At 60.8% G+C, this 20,751-nt stretch carries 14 protein-coding genes and 1 tRNA gene; 5 read left to right on the top strand and 10 right to left on the bottom strand.

Annotated elements, in window-relative coordinates; all coding sequences use genetic code 11:
- Positions 1-72: 72 nt before the first annotated feature.
- Positions 73-1,287, bottom strand: coding sequence for an OmpA family protein (locus tag QM647_RS02760; protein WP_414993940.1), 1,215 nt, complete (start codon positions 1,285-1,287; stop codon positions 73-75).
- A 405-nt stretch (positions 1,288-1,692) separates the two neighbouring features.
- On the opposite strand from QM647_RS02760, the gene QM647_RS02755 reads away from it, so the two are divergent.
- The 3 genes from QM647_RS02755 to QM647_RS02745 all read left to right on the top strand — a co-directional run bounded on the left by QM647_RS02755 (position 1,693) and on the right by QM647_RS02745 (position 4,150).
- A tRNA-Ser gene (locus tag QM647_RS02755) sits at positions 1,693-1,782 on the top strand.
- Positions 1,783-2,130: 348 nt separating this feature from the next.
- Entirely contained in the window at positions 2,131-2,565 is a 435-nt protein-coding gene (locus QM647_RS02750) for an RrF2 family transcriptional regulator (protein ID WP_414993939.1), read from the top strand.
- Positions 2,566-2,698: 133 nt separating this feature from the next.
- Positions 2,699-4,150 carry an FAD/NAD(P)-binding protein gene (locus QM647_RS02745; RefSeq protein WP_414993938.1) on the top strand — a complete coding sequence of 484 codons (1,452 nt, stop codon included), beginning with the start codon at positions 2,699-2,701 and terminating at the stop codon, positions 4,148-4,150.
- A 219-nt stretch (positions 4,151-4,369) separates the two neighbouring features.
- Here the strand turns inward: QM647_RS02745 and QM647_RS02740 are convergent, their stop codons facing one another.
- Positions 4,370-5,896, bottom strand: a complete 1,527-nt coding sequence (locus QM647_RS02740) for a tryptophan halogenase family protein (RefSeq protein ID WP_414993937.1) — start codon at positions 5,894-5,896, stop codon at positions 4,370-4,372.
- Complete coding sequence (locus tag QM647_RS02735; protein WP_414993936.1) at positions 5,889-7,427, bottom strand: tryptophan halogenase family protein; 1,539 nt, start codon at positions 7,425-7,427, stop codon at positions 5,889-5,891. The genes QM647_RS02740 and QM647_RS02735 overlap by 8 nt, the downstream gene beginning before the upstream one ends.
- Before the next feature lie 375 nt (positions 7,428-7,802).
- Between QM647_RS02735 and QM647_RS02730 the strand changes: the two genes are divergently transcribed.
- Positions 7,803-9,335, top strand: a complete 1,533-nt coding sequence (locus tag QM647_RS02730) for a tryptophan halogenase family protein (RefSeq protein ID WP_414993935.1) — start codon at positions 7,803-7,805, stop codon at positions 9,333-9,335.
- Between the two features lie 93 nt (positions 9,336-9,428).
- On the opposite strand, the gene QM647_RS02725 is transcribed toward QM647_RS02730, so the two are convergent.
- From QM647_RS02725 to QM647_RS02695, 7 genes are all read right to left on the bottom strand, one after another.
- A complete protein-coding gene (locus tag QM647_RS02725; protein ID WP_414993934.1) occupies positions 9,429-12,317 on the bottom strand; it encodes a TonB-dependent receptor in 2,889 nt (962 codons plus the stop codon).
- Between the two features lie 375 nt (positions 12,318-12,692).
- The gene (locus QM647_RS02720) at positions 12,693-14,285 is read right to left on the bottom strand and encodes a glycoside hydrolase family 28 protein (RefSeq protein WP_414993933.1); all 1,593 of its coding nucleotides are present in this window, start codon (positions 14,283-14,285) and stop codon (positions 12,693-12,695) included.
- Between the two features lie 38 nt (positions 14,286-14,323).
- Positions 14,324-15,454 carry an enolase C-terminal domain-like protein gene (locus QM647_RS02715; RefSeq protein WP_414993932.1) on the bottom strand — a complete coding sequence of 377 codons (1,131 nt, stop codon included), beginning with the start codon at positions 15,452-15,454 and terminating at the stop codon, positions 14,324-14,326.
- Positions 15,455-15,467: 13 nt separating this feature from the next.
- Positions 15,468-16,883: a glucuronate isomerase gene (gene uxaC / locus QM647_RS02710; protein ID WP_414994556.1), complete on the bottom strand. Its 1,416-nt coding sequence runs from the start codon at positions 16,881-16,883 to the stop codon at positions 15,468-15,470.
- 17 nt (positions 16,884-16,900) lie between these two features.
- Positions 16,901-17,674: an SDR family NAD(P)-dependent oxidoreductase gene (locus QM647_RS02705; RefSeq protein WP_414993931.1), complete on the bottom strand. Its 774-nt coding sequence runs from the start codon at positions 17,672-17,674 to the stop codon at positions 16,901-16,903.
- 17 nt (positions 17,675-17,691) lie between these two features.
- Positions 17,692-18,345, bottom strand: a complete 654-nt coding sequence (locus QM647_RS02700) for an RraA family protein (protein WP_414993930.1) — start codon at positions 18,343-18,345, stop codon at positions 17,692-17,694.
- A gap of 2 nt (positions 18,346-18,347) precedes the next feature.
- On the bottom strand, positions 18,348-19,652 hold the full coding sequence (locus tag QM647_RS02695) for an MFS transporter (protein WP_414993929.1): 1,305 nt from the start codon (positions 19,650-19,652) through the stop codon (positions 18,348-18,350).
- Positions 19,653-19,884: 232 nt separating this feature from the next.
- Between QM647_RS02695 and QM647_RS02690 the strand changes: the two genes are divergently transcribed.
- Positions 19,885-20,673: a FadR/GntR family transcriptional regulator gene (locus QM647_RS02690; protein WP_414993928.1), complete on the top strand. Its 789-nt coding sequence runs from the start codon at positions 19,885-19,887 to the stop codon at positions 20,671-20,673.
- Positions 20,674-20,751 lie beyond the last annotated feature (78 nt).

Below are 20,751 nucleotides of genomic sequence, written 5' to 3'. Positions count from 1 at the left end.
AGTTGGCAGCCAAAAAAGCCCGGCCTGATTGCTCAGGCCGGGCTCAAATGTTTCGACTGATGTCGCGTTCTATTAGAACGTGATGTCGATGGTCGAGCGACGGTTCAGCGGTTCCTTCACGCCGTCGCCGGTGGCGACAGCCGGAGCCGATTCACCCTTCCAGTCGACAGCCAGCTTGGAGCCGTCAACGCCGAGGCCGGCGAGGGCATCAGCAACGGTCTTGGCGCGGCGTTCCGACAGCTTGATGTTGTAGGCGGCCGAACCGGAGGTATCCGTGTGACCAACAACAACGATGCGGGCGGCGTTACCGGCCTTGGCGTAGTCAGCGGCAGCCGAGACAACCGATTGAGCGTCAGCCGTCAGGTCCGACTTGTCGAACTCGAAGTAGACGATGAACTGGCGGGCTTCATAGGTAGGCGCGACCGGCGGCGGCGGAGGAGGCGGAGGTGCTTCAACCGGCGGCGGCGGGGGAGGCGGCGGCGGGGGAGGCGGGGGAGGCGGGGGCGGCGAACCGAAGGCCCAGCGCAGACCAACCGTCAGGCTTTGATCGCCGAACTTGCCAGTGAAGGTTTCGGGATCTTCCCAGCCACCGTTCGGCTCGATACCGGCGTTGAACTTCGCCTTGCCAGCGTCGAGATAACGATAGGTGACGTCGAGGCTCAGGCGATCCGAGAGCGCCCAGGCCACACCGGCCAGCAGTTGATAGGCCGCAACCGTGTCCTTGCCTTCCATGCTCAGGTCGGAAACGACACCGCCCGGGCTGGTGGACAGCTGGCCGAGCAGCTTGGCCTTCACGCTGTCGAGACCGAAGCCGGCGCCGACGAACGGATGGAACTGCGATTCCGGCAGGAAGTCATAGTACAGGTTGACCATAACGGTGGTTTGTTCGAACGAACCCTTCGGCGAACCGCAGGCATCGCCCGCGGCGCGAATCACGCCGGTGGTGCAGAGCGCGGTATCGATGGTCGAGCCCGAGCCGTAATCACGGGGGAAGCCGACGGCCGAGTTGATGTCGCCCGGGCGATAGCCGCCTTCGAATTCCACGCGCCAGTTCGGGCTGTAGCGATAACCGAGACGGGCGAAGCCGGTCCAGTTGTCGTCCGTGGAAATGTCATAGACATAAGCACCGCCGTCCGGCATGGCGCCTTGCGAACGTGCCTTGTAATCAGACATCCAGTTGTAGCCGAGGTCAAGTGCCCCGTACCAGCCGGTTGCCTGTTCGGCGGAAGCGGAACCCGCTACCGCCATGGCGGCGAGTGCAGCGCCTGCCAGCAGAATGTGTTTCATGTTATTGCCCTCTCATGGCCATCCAACGAACAGCCGATCATCTCGACTGAAACCTTAGTACGTCGCTTCATAACTTTACGAACCCGTTTTGCATAGCACCCAAATGCAACTTTAGTTAAATTTGTGTGCTTCTTTAGCCTCTTTGGCGAGAACTGACACCAGAAAGACACGCTTATCGGATTGAAGCCGTACAATGGACCATATAGGTCAAACCTGACCGTTAAAAAGCTATAGCACCCCCGGAACGCGTTATAAAAATTCCATAAAGATTGTAAAAGGGCTTGCGGTTTCCGTTCGCTTTCAGTAGAGACACGCCCTCTGATCGACCCTGGTCGTGCAAACGGTCCAGCAGAAACCGCCATAAGGTTTTGTTTTTACAAAGTTCCTGGCGCAGTTCCCCCTTACGGAGAGGTGGCAGAGTGGTCGAATGTACCGCACTCGAAATGCGGCGTAGGTGCAAGCCTACCGTGGGTTCGAATCCCACCCTCTCCGCCATGGGAACCTCTGAAGCGCCTACCTTGCCATGTGAGTCTTGACGGCTTCCTGATCCATTTCCGCTAACGCCAGGGTTGTTTCTGTGTGTGGGAGTGAGTCGCAGGGGGGCGGTTTTATTCGCAAAAGCCAGAATTTAACCGGCATCGCCTTTTGCGGCGCATCAAACGGTGGCGAGACCTGATTGGCTAAGTTTCAAGGGACTTGCCTATTTTCTGGCCTGTCTTCTGGCCTGTTTTCTGGAATAAATTCGGATATTCTTTCCTTATCCCCTTCTGTATACGTAGGGAATATATTGACCTGACATGCCAGTCTTTCCAGACCTATGTCTCTACAGGAAATAACGCAGGAATGCTTTCACAACGGGCGAAATATGCCATTCGGGCCATGCAGGAACTGGCCAGGCTCAATCCGGCGCAGACCTTGCAGGCAACGGAACTGGCCGAGCGCATCAAGGCGCCCCTGCATTTCCTTGAGGGCATATTGCTTGAACTGCGCCGCGAAGGCTTTCTGGAATCGCGGCGAGGCCGCTCCGGCGGCTACCGCCTGAGCCGGCCGGCTGACATGATTTCCATCGCCGACCTGATCCGCCTGATCGATGGCCCTTTAGCGCTGACCACCTGCGCCAGCCGCACCGCCTATGCGCGTTGCGAGGATTGTCCGACGCCCGATGATTGCCAGTTGCGAACCATCCTTCTGGCGGCCCGTGATGCCATGGCGCGTATTCTGGAAGACTCGACCCTGGCTCACCCGGAAGGACATCGACATCCGCTTCGCCAGGGGTAGGTTGGTTCTATAAATAAAATATATTTGGTAGGAATTAAATCTTGATGTAGGGTTGCGCGAGGTTCAATCGAAGGCGCGCCATGCCCTGTCTTATTTCTGTTGCCAATCCAACATCTTGCCGGATGATTGCCTGATGCCGGCGGATACGGTCGCTTATTCGGAAAGCCACACAGTCATTATCGGTGGTGGCTTCGCCGGTAGTCTGCTGGCTTTGAAACTGGCTATGTCAGGTATCCGGCCCATACTGATCGAACAGCGCGCTCATTCGGGCGGTGGGCTGGCCTATGGCGACAGCGCCCGGAACCATGTGCTGAATGTGCCGGCCGGCCGTATGGATGTCGGGCTGACGCTCGGCTTTGTCGATTGGCTTGAAACCTTTCCGACCGAAACGGCCGAAGCTGTTGCCGAGGCGGGGGAACTGGCGCTGGCCTTCGTGCCGCGCGTGCTGTTCGGCCGCTACATGCAGGCGCAGGTCGCGGCCGCGGTCGAGGCGGGCCATGTGCAGCGCATGCGCGGTGAGGTGAGCGGCCTGAGCAAAACGGCAGCGGGCCATGAAGTCAAACTGGCGGATGGCCGGCACCTCAAGGCAGAAAAAGTGGTCCTGGCCACGGGTAATCCGCCGCCCAGGGCGCCAGATGTGCGCGATGAAAATGGCGCCTGCCTGGCTGATGCGCCGGGATTTGTGCCGGACCCGTGGGGTCCTGAGGCGCTGCAGAATCTGGCCCCTCAGGCGCCGGTGTTGCTGATCGGCACCGGACTGACCATGGTCGATATGGCTCTGGCCCTGGCGGAGCAGGGGCATGCCGGCCCCATCTTCGTGCTGTCGCGAAGGGGCGTATTGCCTTTGCCGCACGAGGTGGGTGGCGCCTGGCCGTCTTTCCTGGAAGCCAGTGCCGGCCGGTCACCGCTGGAAATCATGAAGCGGCTGCGGCAGGAAGCGCGCGCCGCAGTGGCGCAAGGCGTGCCGTGGCAGCGGGTACTGGATGCGGCCAGACCACAGGTCGCCCAGGTCTGGGCGGCGTGGACGCGGAAGGAACGCAGTCGGTTCCTGCGTCATGCGCGGTCATTCTGGGATGTGCATCGCCATCGGCTGGCGCCGCGCATCGCGCAGGCTTTCCAAAGTTTGGTCGAGCGTGGGCAAGTCGTGCTATTGAGCGGTCGCCTCAATCGATTTGCCATTCAGGACAAGCGGCTGAGTATCGTCTATGCGATCAGGGGGCGGCGAGAGACAGGCACTATCAGTGTGGCACGCGTCATCAACTGTACCGGCCCGCGCACAGATTTTGCGACTGTCGGCACGCCATTATTCGCGGACCTGCGCCGCCAGGGACTTATCCGTCCCGATGAATTGGGGTTGGGATTGGAAACTGACGATGTCAGGGTTATCAATGCAAACGGAACAGCCTCGAACAGCCTGTTCGCCATCGGCAACCTGACACGGCCCGCCGCATGGGAAGTGACGGCGGTGCCGGAAATCGCCGCCCAGGTTTCGCGGCTGGTCACGATCATAACTCAGGCCGCGCCGCGTGAAATGGAAAGCAACAGGCTTCTGAGGGCCTTTCTCGATCAGGGTGACGGCATCTGACCGCGATCACTGAAATTGTGACCAGGCCGAACCCTGGCAACCACATCGCATTTTTACAGCAAGACCGCTCAGACTGATACCGGTACCCGGCTTTTCATGTGCCGGTGCCCACTCTCAGTGGAAGTCCCCGGACCTCAGACCGGGGGTTTCTGCTGGCGGTGCTTTGCAGGCAGGCCGGCGAGCGTTGCGCCGTGGTCGCCATCTTCGCGTCCAGTGTGGCTACTTCTGGAAGTAGGCTTCCATGGGCCGCATCCACATGATCTGTTTCTTGATGCCTCCCAGTATGTTCTGGAAGCGTGGAATAATCTCGCTTTCCGGGGTCTGATCGACCTTGGGATCGTATGCCTGCGGGATCAGTCCGTGGCCCAGGAAGATCGAGTGCCAGTCGTGATCGATGAAGGTCTCGTCGTTATATTCGACCAGGTGACCGCGGGCCTCGAAAAGTTTGATCTTGTGATGCAGAAGATCGGGCAGGGCCATGTCGCGGCAATGGTCCCACAGCGGCTCATCATAGCGCTTGTTCAGCTTGTAATGGCATATCTGGTAATCGCGCGTACGTTCGAAGCTGGAAATGATGTTGAGGTTATATTCCTTGCACTCCGCCGCCATGTCGCGATCGAGCGGTATCATCGAGGTCAGATGCGCCAGTCCCATCAGGATAGCCTGCACGTCCACATTATCGATCGGATCGAATACGGCCGCCGCCTCGCCTATCCCGACGCAGTTACCTGACCACGCGACCTCGCGCCGGCCAGCGGTATAGGGTTTCAGGATGGATGCCGCGCCCATAGGCATGGAGGTGACGACGGCGGCACTCTGCAGTGCTTCCTCCTCGTCCATTTCGACACTGCTGTAGACCTGGCGTATGGCCGTGCGGTTGCGCAGCGGGAATTGTCCCACCCAGCCCGAACGGAAGGCGGACACCTGGCTGAAGCTCGGCAGTGGTGAGAAGGGAGGCGCACTGGCGGTCAGGAGGCGGTCGCAAGGAAACCACTGTTGCCACGACTCAAAACGTGTTCCCAGGGCCTGGCCAAGCAGCAGGCTTTCCGCGCCCGTGGCATCGATGAAGAAATCACCACTGGCCGTCTGCCCGTTCGACAGGCTTACGGCCGTGATGTGGCCGTTTTCCGGGTCGCGTGACACGGCATCCAGGCCAGTGGCCTGCAGATGGCCGATCCCGCGGCTAAGGGCGACCTGCTTCAGAAGCTGGCAATAGGCGCCGGCGCTCAGGTGATAGGCATAACCGCATTCGTTATGCTTCTCCTTGTTTTCTTCCGGCCGGAAAAAGCGCCCCTGACGGGCGGCGGCGGCATTGAGCGAGAAGTCTTCGAATTCCGCCCTGAGGCCCTGATCGCGTGCCCTGACCCAGTAATGATGAAAGGGCACAAGATTGATGGGGGCGCCGCAGGAGCCATAACTGTGCATAAAGGGAGGGCGGGTCTTGGCGAAGTTGGCGAAGCGCTGCCCCAGGCTGTAGGTGCCGTGCGTGACCGCCATCAGCGGCGCCTCCTTGAGGCCCAGGCGGCTATGGAACGAGGCGTGGTTCGGCAAGGTGGAAACAACATCGACGGGCCTGACCAGTGAGGGCAGCTCAACGGCGGTGATCTCAAATCCGGTGCGGGAAAGCGCGGCGCTGAGCGTACTGGCGGTCAGCCACAGAGCCTCGTCACGGCCGACGATGACGATCCTGCGGAGACGACCGGGGCGGGACATGTTGTCTGGGGAGGCGTTTTCGGTGTCAGACATGAACGGATCCGTGGGGCGCGCCGGAAGCCGGTGCGGCACAATAGCCGCGCACGAATTCGGCGTGATTTGGCATGGTGGCGACATTGGCGGCGATACGCTCGCGTAATTCCATCATCGTTTTGAGCATGTTGTCGAAATCGATATTGTCGGCCTGGGGATCGTATCCACCGGGGGAAATCCTTTGCCCCGTATAGATGGCCGTCCAGCTGGCCGGGGAGAACAGGCCGTCGCGGTAACGATGGATGTGTCCGCGGCGCTTGAAGATTTCCAGCTTGTCCAGCAGGGAATCCGGCAGCTGCATCGTCTGTACATGCCGCCACAGTTCGCCATCCCGGTTACCGGAAGCATGGTAGTGCAGGATCAGGAAGTCGCGGACGCGCGTATATTCGATATCGACCAGGCGGTTATATTCTTCCGCCAGAACGGGATTGATCGGCTGGCCCGGAAACAGGCTCATCAGGAAGTTGACCGCGATTTGCGACATGTAGATGCTGGTCGATTCCAGGGGTTCCAGGAAGCCGCTGGCCAGGCCGAGCGCGATACAGTTCTTGTGCCACGATTTCTTGCGGCGCCCGGACTGGAAGCGGATCAGGCGCGGTTCGCCCTGCGCCGGACCATCGAGATTGCCGAGCAGCACCTCGCGCGCCCGTTCTTCCGTGGTAAAACGGCTGGAAAAGACATAGCCGGCACCGATACGTTTCTGCAGCGGGATGCGCCACTGCCAGCCCGCCTCGCGCGCCGTGCAGCGCGTTGTGGCCGTGGAATCCGCGTCAAGGTCGTTGGACAGGGCCCAGGCCCGGTCACAGGGTAGCCAGGTCTGCCAGTCTTCCCACTCCATCTTCAGGGCCTGGTTGATCAGGACGCCGCGGAAGCCCGAGCAGTCGATGAACAGGTCGCCCTCGATCACCTCGCCGGAAGCGAGGGTCAGTGACTGGATAAAGCCGTCCTCGGCGCGCAGGTTGACATCAACCACCGTGCCTTCCGTGCGCTTCAGGCCACGCTTTTCTGACCATCTGCGCAGGTAGGCCGCATAGAGGTAGGCGTCAAAATGGTAGGCATAGGAGTAGGTCGAGCGGATGGAGGACATATCCTTTGAGGGGAATTCGAACTTCTGCTCGCGGCTGGCAACGCTGGGATAGGAAAAATCATCGATATTGAAGTGATGCCCGTGCGCCTTCGCGCGCAGCCAGCAGTGCAGGAAGGGGATGCCCTGGATGGCGTGGCCATGGACGCCAAACGGGTGGAAGTAGCAATCGCCCTCGCGGGCCCAGTCACGGAATTCGATCGCCAGCTTGAAGGTCGCATTGGTCTCGCGCATGAACTCAGCCTCATCGAGGCCGAGGAATTCATTGAAGTCCCGCACCTGGGGCAGGGTGGATTCACCCACGCCAACAATGCTGATGTCGCCCGATTCAATCAGGCGGACCGTGGCGTATTGCGGTTTGAAGGCCCGTGTCAGCGATGCGGCCAGCATCCAGCCCGCGGTGCCCCCGCCCAATATGACGATTCTGCGTGGTATCTGACTGGTCACGCCCCCTCCTCGTAAACTTTTTTTATCTGTTTGACCGGTGTTCTTATAGCCGTCAATAGGCAAGATAATGTTGCTACATGGAAACATGGCTCATTATTAAATGTAGCAACGTATCCACATTTTGATATTTAAATGTTCTAAAAAATTTCAATTATAATAATGAGTTATAAGGCAGGTGCCGCAAGGAATGGGGCTTGCTATTTCACCGGCCGGCCGCTACATCTGGCTGTTGATAAACCGGGAAACATCGGTTGAGGAAGCGCGGTCATCATCGGAACGGAACATGCCAACGGCTGCCGGAGCACCGCTCCAGCCCGTGGGCACGGCTATATCCCCTTACCATGAGACGGCAAATGACAGGTAGCGGGACATCACATGAGCAATAAGCCCAAAATCAGAAAAGTGGTCATTGTCGGCGGCGGCAGCGCCGGCTGGATGACGGCGGCGGCCCTGACCAAGGTTCTGGGCACCCAGAACTACGACATCACCCTGATCGAATCCAAGGATATTGGCACGGTCGGTGTCGGCGAGGCTTCGATCCCGCAGATGGCGCTGTTTAATCGGGTGCTTGGCGTCGGCGAAGACGAGTTCATGAGCGAAACCAACGGCACGATCAAGCTGGGCATCCATTTCGTCAACTGGCGCAATGTCGGCGTCGAGTATTTCCATCCGTTCGGCCTCTATGGCGTCGACATGGATGGCATTAATTTCATGCATTTCTGGCAGCGCGACGTCACCCTTGGCGGTACGCGTGACTATACGGTCTATAATTCCGAGAGCATGGCCGCCATGCAGAACCGGTTCGATCGCCCCAGGGCGACGGACACCAACGCCCTGCCGCGGGTAAACTACGCCTATCAGTTCGACGCCACGCTCTACGCCAATTTCCTGCGTCGTCATGCCGAGAAGCGCGGTCTGGTCCGGCAGGAGGGCAAGATCGTCAAGGTCAATCAGGACGCCGCATCCGGTTACGTGACCTCTGTCCAGCTCGAAAGCGGCCAGGTGGTCGGTGGCGACCTGTTCATCGACTGTTCGGGCTTCCGTGGGCTGCTGATCGAGCAGGCACTGCACAGCGGTTACGAGGACTGGTCGAAGTGGCTGCCGTGCAATCGCGCTGTGGCCGTGCCTTACGCCAATCCGGAAGGCCCGATCACCCCCTACACGCGTGCCACGGCCCGGGAGGCTGGCTGGGAGTGGCGTATCCCACTGCAGACCCGCATTGGCGGTGGGTATGTTTTCTGCGATGCCTATCTGAGCGAGGATGAGGCGCGTGAAAAGTTCATATCGCGCATTGCCGGCGCCGCCCTGGCCGAGCCGGCAATCCTGAAATTTGTCGGCGGCCACCGCAGGCAGATGTGGAACCGGAATGTGGTGTCGATCGGCCTGGCTGCCGGATTCCTTGAGCCGCTGGAATCGACCTCCATCCATCTTGGCCAGGCCGGCATCGCCAAGCTTCTGGCCCTGTTCCCGAAACGCGGCTTCAATCAAGCCGTCATCGACCAGTTCAACCGCGAAATGCTGGCTGAATACGTCAATGTGCGCGACTTCCTGATCGCACACTATAAAACCACCGAACGCGAAGACACGCCCTTCTGGAAGTACTGCAAGTACATGGACATCCCCGACAGCCTGGCGGCGCGCCTTGAGGTTTTCCGGACGCAGGGGCAATGCATGGTGCAGGAATATGAAATTTTCAAGGAGGTCAGCTGGTTCGCTGTGCTTCTCGGCCAGGGGCTGCATCCGGAAGATTATCACCCGGTCGCCGATGTGATTTCCGAGGATGAACTCAAGCTGCGGCTGTCGCGCATCCGCGCCGGCGTGAAGAAGCGGGTCGATGGCCTGATGAGCCATGATGACTTCCTGAAAGCCAATTGCCCGGCAAGGATGCGTCCGGTCATGGCCGTGTAGTTGGTGTCGTTCGCAGAATTTATATCGGGAATAAAGGCAGGAGGTTAGCCCCATATGGCGCTGACCTCCCACCTGAAAATAGTCCGCCCCGGATCAGAACTTGTATCCGAATCCGACTGTGATCTTGCGACCGCTGTATGAGCTGTAGAGCGAATCCTGGCGTACGGAATCCTCATAATAGCCGAGTTCCTGGTTCGTCAGGTTCTGTGCTTCCAGCCGCAGTTGCAGGTTTGGCGTGACCTGGTAGGACGCACTCGCATCGAGATAGAAGCTGGCGATATTGCCCTGGACATCGCTCCCGGCCCGGCCGGACGGGACCTTGAGCAGGAACTTGTCGCGGTAAGACCCGCTCAGACGCATGCTCAGTTTGTCATCCTCATAGTAGATCGTCGTGTTGAGCGTATTCTTCGAGAGGTTCACCAGGGCGGCCGTGATCGTCGTGGAGCAGGCCGCATCTGTACAGTAGGCGATGTTCGATTCGGTATAGGTATAGGCAGCGACTATGCCGGTGTTTTTCCAGAAGCCCGGCAGGAAGTCGAAGCCCTGCTGGTAATTGAGCTCGAAACCCTTCAGGGTGCCGCCCGGCGTATTGGTCTTGTTAGAGACCGTGAAAATCGTGTCCGCGTCATTGCTTGACCCCTCGAGCAGGCTCAGCGGCAGGCCGGTTTCGCTGAAGGGAATGTTTCGCTGAAGGGTCTGGATGTAGGTGTCGATATCCTTGTAGAACAGACCGCCCGCCAGTAGCCCGCGCTTGCCGAAGTAATATTCAAGCGACAGGTCTGCTGTCTTGGCACGGATCGGGTCGAGCATGAAATTGCCGCTGGAGACCGTGCGGGTATTGAGGGCGATCGATACGGTTCCCGGCAGCAGATCGGACAGTTCGGGACGTGACATGACCTTGGCCGCCGCGAAGCGCAGGATCAGGTTGGGCTTCAGGTCAGCGGCGATAGTGGCGGAAGGCAGCCAGTCGTCATAACTGCGGGTCAGGGCGAGCGGCGTGCCCGAATAGGTGCCTGTCCCGCTCTGATCGGTATGCACATAACGCGTGCCGATATTGCCCCGGATATGCACTGGTAATGCGCTGGTATCGAAATCGGCCTGCGCATAGGCGCCATTGACCTTTTCGTCCAGGGTCGCTTCGGTTGCGGCGGCCAGGGCATAGTCACCGGTCTGGCTTGAGAAACCGAAAACCGAGTCAAACTTGTCGTAATCCGGCGCGGCCCAGCCGGAGATGGTGTTCACCGGTAATGAGCTGCCGAACCCGGTCAGAACGCTGGTCAGGTCGGCCATTGTGGTGCCCGCGGGCAGGGACGGTGCCAGGTTCTGCGTCACACGCGAGGCGCTGACCGAGTCGTAGTTTGCTTCGCGGTATTGCAGGCCGGCCTTCAGCTTCAACCAGTCCGTCAGCTGATAGGCCGCGTGAATCTCGCCGTTCGTATTGTCGGTGGTGTCGCGGCCCACCTGCATGGCAAGCACACCATTGACCGTGTTGTCAGCCGAATTCGGGCCAAAGACATAGTTGTCCGGATTACTGACATCCATGCCCCAGTTCAGTGTCGGGAAGCGGTCATTGTTGCGGAAGTCGAAGGAGAAACCGTCGACATTGTTGGCGTACATGGAAATCTGCGTACGCATAGGCTTGTCATATACGGTCCGCGACGCCCCCAGATAGGTATTGAGCGTGAGCTTGCCCCAGTCCTGCCGGATCTTGAGATTGAGCTGGCTGAACGTCGTCGAATATTTGCTGCGCGTCAGGTCGGAGACAAGGTCCACGCCGTTGAACAGGCCATAGACGAGGGTGCCGTCCGAAGAGGCCTCGGCATCCACCACCGAGGTTTCCGCGCTGCCGTGCTGGGAAGCGGAACGCGAGAAGGAAAGCGCGGAAAGCGAGCTGTCCTGACGTTCCACATCATAGCGCGAATAGAGTGCATCCAGCGAGATGTCGGTGTGTTCGCTCGGCCGGTACTGCAGGGTGACCGTGGCGCCCAGACGGGTGTAGTCCTGGTCCGAGCGGATCAGTCGCGGCGTGCGCGGCACATAGGTATTGGCGCTGTCGACCAGGGTATAGTTGTCGACGTTCTCGGTCGTATTGGGCAGGCGCGGATTGCCAGTGGAGCAGTTCTCCGCATCGCTGCCGTTGGTGGCGCTGGTGGCCGGACTTTGGGGCGTATACCCCTCCGGTGAACAGAAATGGTTCACGCTGCCCTGGAGAATATCGATCGCCGACCAGCCTTCCTCGCGGGTGTGGCGCTCGGTCCAGGCCACCGAACCGGCAAGGCCCAGCCGGTTGCCGAGGAATTTCCCGGCGGCCACGGCTGAAAAGCGGGGGCTGTATTTTTTACGCAGGTCGTCATAGGTGGTTTCGGCACTGACCGCGGCCGTGAAGTCCTTGCTGTAAGACAGTGGTCGCGGCGTCTCAAGCTCCACGGTTGCGCCGAGCGAGCCTTCTTCCACATCGGCTTCGCTGGTCTTGCGGACCTTCAGGGAACTGAACAGTTCTGAGGGAAAGGCGCTGAAGTCGAAGGAGCGCGAAGATACGTAACCGGACCGGATATCCGACGAGCCGGTCGAGCTGGCGCCTTCCATGCCGTTCAGCAGAACCCGCGTGAACTGTGCGCCCAGTCCGCGAACAGAGATGGTCTTGCCCTCGCCGCCATCGCCGCGCGTTATAGCGACCCCGGGCACACGCTGCATCGATTCCGCCAGGTTCGAATCGGGAAACTTGCCGATGTCCTCGGCGGTAATCGAGTCGACAATACCGGTCTCCCGGCGTTTCACCGCCAGCGCACTGGTCAGCGACCGGCGAAAGCTGGTGACGACGACCACCTGCTCGTCGGATGACGGAGTGGCCTGTGGCTGAGGCGGGGTTTGATCCGAAGCTGGCGCTGTCTGCGCGGCTACCCCGCCGGTGCTGCAGGCGACGAGGGCAATCGCCAGTGCCGAGGCACTTTGGTGGATGATGACTCTTTGTCTTGAACGCATTATTTCTCTCCCTGGATGGCCAGTTTATGGCTCTGAAACAGACGTGTGCAGGCTGCCAGGCAGGACGCCCGGATATCGGTCTGGATGGAATTAGGTCGTGAGATTGCGATCGGATGAGTTTCAGATACGGACTATCGGTCAGGAGCGCGCATATATCGCGTCTCCGGCCACAGTCTTCCACGGTTGTTTCTGATCCCTGTCCGGTCGCAAACCGGGCATTGTTTTTTATCTTGTCCGCAGACTTATGCGGATTAACCTGTAATACAGGATTTGGGCAAAATCGACAATAGCTGTATTACAGGTTTTTTGTGATCCGAGCCGTGTGTTACTGTTTTGTCACTGTGCCTGGGGGCATCTGCGAGGCGATAGAGACGCTCAGCTGACAATGATATCGCGGCTATTGACGGATTTAACCGCCTGGCCGGGATTGGGGGCCGACAGACCACTGACCGTGGCGCCCGACACATCGTCGAAGTAAAGTGCCGGGCGGGCATCCGGCGCCGTAACCTCGAAGGACGAATTGCGTATCGTGAGGTTGCGCGCATGACGGACGTAAAGTCCGTGCGCCGGGAATACCCCCATGAAGCTGGGCTCCAGACTCGAATTGCGCCTTTCCGGTGGAATCCGCGCCGCGTCTTCCGCTGTGCCGCCGCCTGAATTGACGACATGGACATTGTCTAGGCTGACGTCCTCGATGATGCCGTCCTCGACGCCCACGATACCGCAGGGAAAAGCCCCGAGAGCACCGGAAACAGTGATGTCCGAGAACCGGACGCGCCGGACCTGGGAAACCCCGGCGCCAACTGGGGCGCGATTACGCACCGACAGGCGCAGGAAGAACGGATGGTTGACCGGATCGCGCAGCGAGATGTTGGAGAAGGTTACATCCTCCAATATGCCGCCATCGATGGCGCCGAGCTGCAGACCGCGTGAATTTTCACAGATGCAGTCGGAGATCAGTATGTTGCGGAAACCGCCGACCGAGTCGGTGCCGAGCTTGATCCGCCCGATAACCCCCACCTTGTCCGGCGATAGATACGGCGATTTCACATAGGTGCCGTCCAGCAGGGTGCCCAGCAGGTAGCCGCTGGTCTTGCAGTTGACGACGCTCACCTCTTCGCAAATGACGCTGCGATTCAGCGCGCCGCTGGATTTCAGAACGATGGCGTCATCCTTTGGGGCATTGACGATGCAGTTGCTGACACGCACATCGCGGCAGCAGTCGATATCGATGCCATCGCGATCAGTGTCGATCATCAGCCCGTCGATGGTCATGTTGCTGCAGCCCAGGGCGTAGACGCTGAAGTGCCCGCCCTGCAGGATGGAGAAGTCGCGCAGCACCACATTGTGGCATTCCTTGAGGCCAATACTCTTGCCGGCACGGCCTTCGTAGCGGCGTTCCTCAGGGTCTTTCAGCCGCGCCGTCTGGGGATCGAGGCCCTGGTCCTTCGGCGACACCCAGCCGGGAATACCATGCCATCGCGGCTCGGGATTTTCGCGGTCCAGCCCGAGCCCGTGAATGCGTCCCGTCCCGATAATAGCGATATTGCTGAGGCCGATGCCGTAGATCAGGCTGTTGCGATAATGGCTCTGCGCGTGCGAGGCCAGTTGCTCCTCGAACACGCCCTCCGGCAGGTCGTAGTGCGCGCCGTCGACATCCGGATTGGCGGCGATGATAGTGGCGCCGGCCGACAGCATGAGGGTGATATTGTCCTTCAGCCGGATTGAAAAACACTTGTAGTCGCCTGGCGAGACCACCACCGTGCCTCCGCCGCCTCGCGCCGCGGCCTCAATGGCCTTGTTGATGGCGCCGGAATCGATCGTCTTGCCATCGCCGCGTGCACCGAAATCGCGCACCTCGTAAAAGCCGCGCAGGGACGCCGCGCGAACCAGCGACGGCGCACCGGCCAGGCTGGCCACTGTGCCGAGGGCCATCATGCGGCGAGTGAGTTTGGGCGTGGAGTTCATGGCTGTTCTTTCAGGAATAGGATCAGGCAGGAGTAGGATCAGGCCTTGCGCCGGAAGACGCGGTGTGAAACGCAGGCATTATCGACCAGATCCCAGTCGATATCGATGCCGAGGCCGGGACCGGGCGGCACATGGATATCGCCATTGCCATCGATGAAGTCGTGCAGGCTTTGCTTCATCGGAATCTGGAAGGTATCTTCCGGCACGAACATTTCGAAATATTCGGAATTGCGCACCGCGCAGGCGACATGGAGGTTGGCGATATCCATCGGCCCCATGGTCGTGGTGTGCAGTTCGCAGTTCATGCCATGGGCTTCGGCGAGATGGCAGACCTTGAGCGTGCCGGTGATGCCGCCCTTCCATGACACGTCGGCGCGCACGGCATCGACGGCATTGGCCTTGATGGCCTGCGCCACACCCCACGGTCCGCCACGTGTCGTCTCCGTGCCGACAATGGCGATATCGACGGCGGCGCTGAGCTGCGCGTACTTGTCCAGCTCGTAATCCCGGAAAGGTTCCTCGAACCAGTGATAATCCAGCACTTCCAGATGACGCGCCACCTTGATCGCCTCGGCCAGAGTGTATTCGGCGACCGGATCGCTCATCAGCACGATATCCGGCCCGACGGCTTCGCGCACGGCGGCGTGGATTTCCATGTCGAGCCCGCTGGGGCCGCAGGGGTGGACCTTGTAGGCCCAGAAACCCTTTGCCTTATAGTGCAGGGCTTCGCGCACATAGTCACCGACGGCCGGCAGCCACAGGCTGCTGGCATAGACCGGCATATGGGTCCGGCAGCTGCCGATATAGCTGTGCAGGGGCAGGCCGGCAGTGCGCGCCGCCGCGTCCCACAGGGCCACGTCAATCGGGCCGGGCAGGAAGACGGGGAAGAAGGCTCCATGGCGATCGATATTCCAGAAATCCTGCCAGATGCGTTCGCGGTCATGGATGCTGCGGCCCAGGATGACTGGTGCCACGATGTCGGCGAGATAGGCCTCGGTGACGGCGCCTGAACGCGCCGCCCAGAAGGTGGCTATGCCCTCGATGCCGTCCGAGGTGGTGATCTTGCCGACCACATAATCCCAGGGCATAGGGGCCGCGCCTTCGCGACTTTCATCGAACAGACCTTTCGGACGTTTGCATGTCCAGGTTTCGAAACTTTCCACGTACATGACTGATTTCCGTTCAGAGGCGATAGGCGGCTTTGGCGAGATGGTAGCTGAGATCGGCGGCTACCCTGAAAGCCTCATCCAGGTCGAGGCGGTGTTCGGCAACCAGGCGTGCGAGATAGGCGCTGTCCACCCGGCGGCAGAGATCGTGACGGGCCGGCACCGAGAAAAAGGCGCGGGTGTCGTCGTTGAAGCCGACCGTATTGTAGAAACCGCCCGTCTCCGTCGTCTGCTCGCGGAAGCGCATGATGCCTTCGGGGCTGTCGTGGAACCACCAGGCCGGACCAATGCGCAGCGCAGGGTAATGCCCGGCCAGAGGCGCGATCTCGCGTGCATAGGTCGTCTCGTCCAGGGTGAACAGAATGATCGTCAGGTCGCGGTCGTTACCGAAGCGGTTGAGCAGCGGTTTCAGATCGTGAACGAAGTCGGTCGGCGCCGGGAAGTCATCGCCCTTGGCCTCGCCGAAGGTGCGTTGGATATAGGGGTTCTGTCCGCGCCGCGCGCCGGGATGTATCTGCATGACCAGCCCATCCTTCAGGCTCATCCGCGCCATTTCGGTCAGCATCTGGCCGCGGAAACACTCGGCTTCCTGCGGTGTTGAACCATTCAGAACGCGGGCGAACAGAGCTTCGGCGTCGGTTTCGCTCAGATCCTGCGTATGCGCCGTGGGGTGACCGTGATCGGTCGAGGTACAGCCGCCATATTCGATGAAATAGCGCCGGCGGTCGGCCAGCGCCGCCAGATAGCCCCGCCAGCTAGTGGTGTCCTGACCTGTCAGGCGGCCCAGCTCGGTGATGTCATCGCGGAAGCCGGGTGCATCCGGGTCCGTCACGCCGTCAGGACGGAAAGCGGTGATCACCCGTCCTTCCCAGCCGCTGGCGGCGATCTTGCGATGATGGCGCAGGTCGTCGAGCGCACCTTCAGTCGTGGCCAGCACCTCGATGTTGAAGCGCTCATAAAGGGCGCGCGGTCGATACTCGGGGCTCTTGAGACGCTCGGCTATGTGATCGTAGATGCGGTCGGCATTGTCGGCGCACAGGCGTTCGCGAACCCCCAGTATCTCGTGGAACGCATGGTCGAGCCACATGCGGCTCGGCGTACCGCGCAGCAGGTGCTGGTTCTGCGCGAACAGATGCCAGATCCTGCGCGGATCGGTCTCGACCGGCCCGCCGTCTATGCGAGGCACGCCCAGGTCTTCCAGCGGTACGCCCTGACTATAGAGCATGCGGAAAATATAATGGTCCGGGATGATGAACAGGGCCGCCGGATCGGCGAAGGGCGTGTCATCGGCGAACCAGGAGGGATCGGTGTGTCCGTGCGGGCTGATGATCGGCAGGTCGCGCACGGATTCGTAGAGGTCGCGCGCGATGTGGCGCGTGGCCGGGTCGGCAGGCAGCAGGCGGTCCTTGTGGAGCGACAGGGGAGCGGAGATCGTGGTCATGGTTCGAGTCAGAATCCTTGAGCGGCGCCGCCGTCGACAGGCAGGACGGCCCCGGTGACAAATCGGGCGGCAGGTGAGCAGAGATAGACGGCGGCCCAGCCGATATCTTCCGGGGCGCCGAAGCGGTTCATCGGCGTGCGCGACAATATCTTGCCGGCGCGTGCCGGATCGCCGGCCAGGGCGCCTTGCAGCATGGGCGAGTCGATCCAGCCCGGCGCGATGGCGTTGACGCGCACGCCTTCGCCTGCCACCTCGGATGACAGGGCCCGCACCATGCCGAGATAGGCCGATTTGGCGGCCGAATAGGCGATCACCTGCGGAATGCCGATAAAGGACGTCATCGAGGCGGTGAACAGGATATTGCCGCGCCCCGCCGCACACATATCCGGCAACACCAGCCGTGAGAGATTATGCGCTGCCAGGACATGGGTATCCATCACCCGCCCGAATTCCTCGACCGTGGTATCGACGGCCATCTTCTTCAGATGGATGCCGGCATTGTTGACCAGGATCGAGACGGGGCCGGCGCGCTCGCGCACCCGCTCGAGCAGGGCGGGCATCTCTCCGAAGGCGGTGATGTCCGCCGCCTCGCCATAGGCGCCGTCTCCCAGGGTTTCGGCCGCCGCTTCCACAAGGTCGGTGCGACGCCCGACCAGAACGACCTTCGCCCCTGCCTGATGCAGGCACCGGGCGATGGCCAGTCCCAGACCGCTGCCGCCACCGGTCACCAGGGCGACCTCACCGGCCAGGCTGAAAGCATCGGCGAATGGATTGGCCGTCATGAAGGTCTCCTTTTCCATTACAGGATGCCGTACTTGGCGAAGGCGGCCGTGCTCGACAGACCTGCCTCGATATCGCGGCGGACGCGCTTTTCGCCCCGCGCCTTTTCCAGTGATTTCTCGACCACCTCGGCTTCGCGCGTGGCCGGGATCACGACGACGCCGTCCATGTCACCGAAGACGAGATCGCCAGGATGGATCGTGACCGGCCCGACCTCTATGACACAGCGATAATCGGCCACCTGGGTGCGTACCGCCGAATCCTGGGCGAAACGCCCGCGACTGAAGACGGGCCAGCCCTGTTCCAGAACGGCGGGCGTGTCGCGGTGAAAGCCGTTGATCACCGCGCCCGCGGCGCCGCGTGCCCGCGCCGTTGCGGTCAGAAGCTCCCCCCAGTAAGCGCAGCGCATCTCGCCGCCGCTGGCCAGATAGATTTCCCCCGGCTCAAGCTGGTCGAGCGCTTCGGTCAGCAGACCGAAAGGTTTTTCCTGCACGCCATAAACATCGATCATCAGCACCGGCATGGCACGGCCGATCAGTTTCATATCGGTGCGCATGGGTTGAATGGGTTGCGGCAGAAACTGGTGCGTTAGCCCGAGCCCGTCCAGTATATCCCCCACCACCGGGGTATAGAGCTCGTTGCGAAAGAGATCGAAAAGCGCGATATCGGACATGCTTACTCCGTTGCAGCTGGTGACCGGACGCGCCGGTTCTTGAGGATCAGTCCCATCAGCACGCCGGCCAGCGGATAGGCCGCCGCCGCGCCGATGAAGAGGACGAGGTAATTGCCGTGGGTGGCGTCGAGGAGACGGCCGATCGCCAGGGCGGTGAACATGCCGGCGATCCCTGCCGCGAAGCCGCCGATACCGACCACGGAGCTCACCGAGGCGGCCGGCATCGTGTCTGAGACCAGGGTATAGAGGTTCGCCGAAACGCCCTGGTGCCCCGCCGCCGCCAGGGCGATGACGCCGACCGCCGGCCAGATGCCTGGCATATGAGAGATCAGCCCGACAGGCAGGGTGCAGAGGGACATGATAAGGATGGCTGTGACGCGTGCCCTGACCGGCGCCAGACCGGAAGAAACGAGGCGGGAGGACAGCCAGCCGCCGATAATGCTGCCGGCATCCGCCGTCAGGTAGATGGTGACGATGGGCAGGATCGACTGCATCATGTCGACGTCGAAGCGGCTGTGCAGATAGCCCGGCACCCAGTTGAGGTAAAACCACCATACCGGTCCGGTCATCAGCATGCCGACGACAAAGGCCCAGGTGCCGCGCTGGCGCAGGAGTGAGGCCCAGGACTGCCTGACTTCTGATCCGGAGGTGGTCGCTTCCGCCTGGATATAGGCGCGCTCCGCATCGGACAGACGCCGCTGCCTTTCCGGCGCTTCGTAGAAGACAAACCAGGCGACAAGCCACACCAGCCCCAGCAGGCCCGCCATCAGGAAAGCCATGCGCCAGCCGAAGGCCGCGACGACAAACGGTAGAGCCAATGGAGTGATGATCGCCCCGACATTGCTGCCGGCATTGAACAGGCCGGTCGCCAGGGCGCGCTCATGCACCGGAAACCATTCCCGTATGGTCTTGATAGAGGCCGGGAAATTGCCGCCTTCCATCAGGCCAAGCGCGCCGCGCGCCAGTTTGAAACTGAAGACCGAGCTCGCGAGGCCATGCGCCGCCGCCGCCAGGCTCCAGCCCGCCACGGCCAGGGACAACCCGCGCCGTGTGCCCAGATGATCGACCGCGCGACCGGCCATCAGGTAGCCGATTGCGTACATCAGTGCGAAGACGGCGACCACATCGCCATAGTTGGTTTCCGTCCAGGCGAGGTCGGTGACGAGCAGGGGCTTGAGGAGACCGAAGATCTGCCGGTCGAGATAACAGAGGGAGGTCGACAGGAACAGCAGTCCGCAGACGATCCACCTGTACCGCCCGGCCGTCGACACATTTTGCGAGCCACCGGCAAACACGGCACTCCCCATCCCTGATGAACCTCGCTTTCGCCTGAATGCCCCGGCCGCTTCAGCGGCCTGTTCGTTTGGCTTTTTCAATTCGAAAACAAAACCTGTAATACAGCTTTATCGGCCTTTGGCGAGATAAGCAAGACATTTCGACGGCCTTGTGTGCGCACTATCTGTGGACACCGAAGTTTGCGCCGGTGTAGGTTAAGCGATCGCGGCACGGGGCGGGCCCCGCGACGCAGGGAGAGGCAGAGTGCTCAAAGGCGCAGAGACAATCGAAGAGACGAAGACGGCGGCGAAACCATCAGCCCCGGGCCTGGTGGAGCGGACCATTGTCTATATCCGCGACTATGTCGCGAAACAGAACCTGCGGCCCGGGGCCAAGCTGCCGAGCGAAACAAAGCTGAGCGAAGTGCTGGGTGTCAGCCGCCCGGTCGTGCGCGAGGCCATGCGGGCCCTGGCCGGTACGGGACTGATCGAGATGGCCGTGGGTAAACGCGCTATCATCACCCGCCTTGATGGTGAAATGATTGGCCAGATCATCGAAAATGCCGTGCTTATCGGGCAGGCCGATACGCGTAATGTACTGGAAATGCGCCGCAGCCTGGAGATCGGCATGGTGGCGCTAGCCGCCTCGCGACGCAGCGCGGATGATGTCACCAGGCTGCAGGGGATCGTCAGGGCGATGGCCGAGGCCCTGCATTCGGGCCCGCAATATTCCGCGCTGGACCTTCAGTTTCACCTGGCGCTGGCCGAGGCCGCCGGCAACCCGCTCTATGTCCTGCTGATCGAAGCCTTCCGCCAGGTTTTCGAAGCCTCGATGCTGGAAGGCATGGAAAGGCGTTCGAACAATCCCGAGCTGGAAACCGTTCAGCGCCTGCACGAGGCCATTGTCGAGGCGGTTACGGCCGGCGATCCCGCGGCGGCCACCAAGGCCATGTCGGATCACTTCGATGAGGCCTACAGCAAGTTCTGGACGGACCGGATTGGTTTTCTGACGAGCCGGAAAGATCAAACGAAAATGGCAGCCGACAGCGAATAACTGCCCCTCATGATATGAGGAATGTGGTTGCGTGGCCAGATAAGCTTATGAATTATAAGTTGATTTTTATGTTTACGC

It is taken from the genome of Asticcacaulis sp., assembly GCF_047605585.1.
In the GTDB taxonomy this organism is placed as follows: Bacteria; Pseudomonadota; Alphaproteobacteria; order Caulobacterales; family Caulobacteraceae; genus Asticcacaulis.
Note: the sequence above shows the minus strand (reverse complement) of the source record. Positions and strands in the feature narration are given on the sequence as shown.

Excerpts from the sequence above, each read along its gene's own strand:
- QM647_RS02745 (WP_414993938.1), top strand. The coding sequence starts at position 2,699 with ATGCCGGCGGATACGGTCGCTTATTCGGAAAGCCACACAGTCATTATC.
- QM647_RS02695 (WP_414993929.1), bottom strand. The coding sequence starts at position 19,652 with ATGGGGAGTGCCGTGTTTGCCGGTGGCTCGCAAAATGTGTCGACGGCC.
- QM647_RS02725 (WP_414993934.1), bottom strand. The coding sequence starts at position 12,317 with ATGCGTTCAAGACAAAGAGTCATCATCCACCAAAGTGCCTCGGCACTG.
- QM647_RS02740 (WP_414993937.1), bottom strand. The coding sequence starts at position 5,896 with ATGTCTGACACCGAAAACGCCTCCCCAGACAACATGTCCCGCCCCGGT.
- QM647_RS02750 (WP_414993939.1), top strand. The coding sequence starts at position 2,131 with ATGCTTTCACAACGGGCGAAATATGCCATTCGGGCCATGCAGGAACTG.
- QM647_RS02705 (WP_414993931.1), bottom strand. The coding sequence starts at position 17,674 with ATGACGGCCAATCCATTCGCCGATGCTTTCAGCCTGGCCGGTGAGGTC.
- QM647_RS02760 (WP_414993940.1), bottom strand. The coding sequence starts at position 1,287 with ATGAAACACATTCTGCTGGCAGGCGCTGCACTCGCCGCCATGGCGGTA.
- QM647_RS02715 (WP_414993932.1), bottom strand. The coding sequence starts at position 15,454 with ATGTACGTGGAAAGTTTCGAAACCTGGACATGCAAACGTCCGAAAGGT.
- QM647_RS02720 (WP_414993933.1), bottom strand. The coding sequence starts at position 14,285 with ATGAACTCCACGCCCAAACTCACTCGCCGCATGATGGCCCTCGGCACA.
- QM647_RS02700 (WP_414993930.1), bottom strand. The coding sequence starts at position 18,345 with ATGTCCGATATCGCGCTTTTCGATCTCTTTCGCAACGAGCTCTATACC.
- QM647_RS02730 (WP_414993935.1), top strand. The coding sequence starts at position 7,803 with ATGAGCAATAAGCCCAAAATCAGAAAAGTGGTCATTGTCGGCGGCGGC.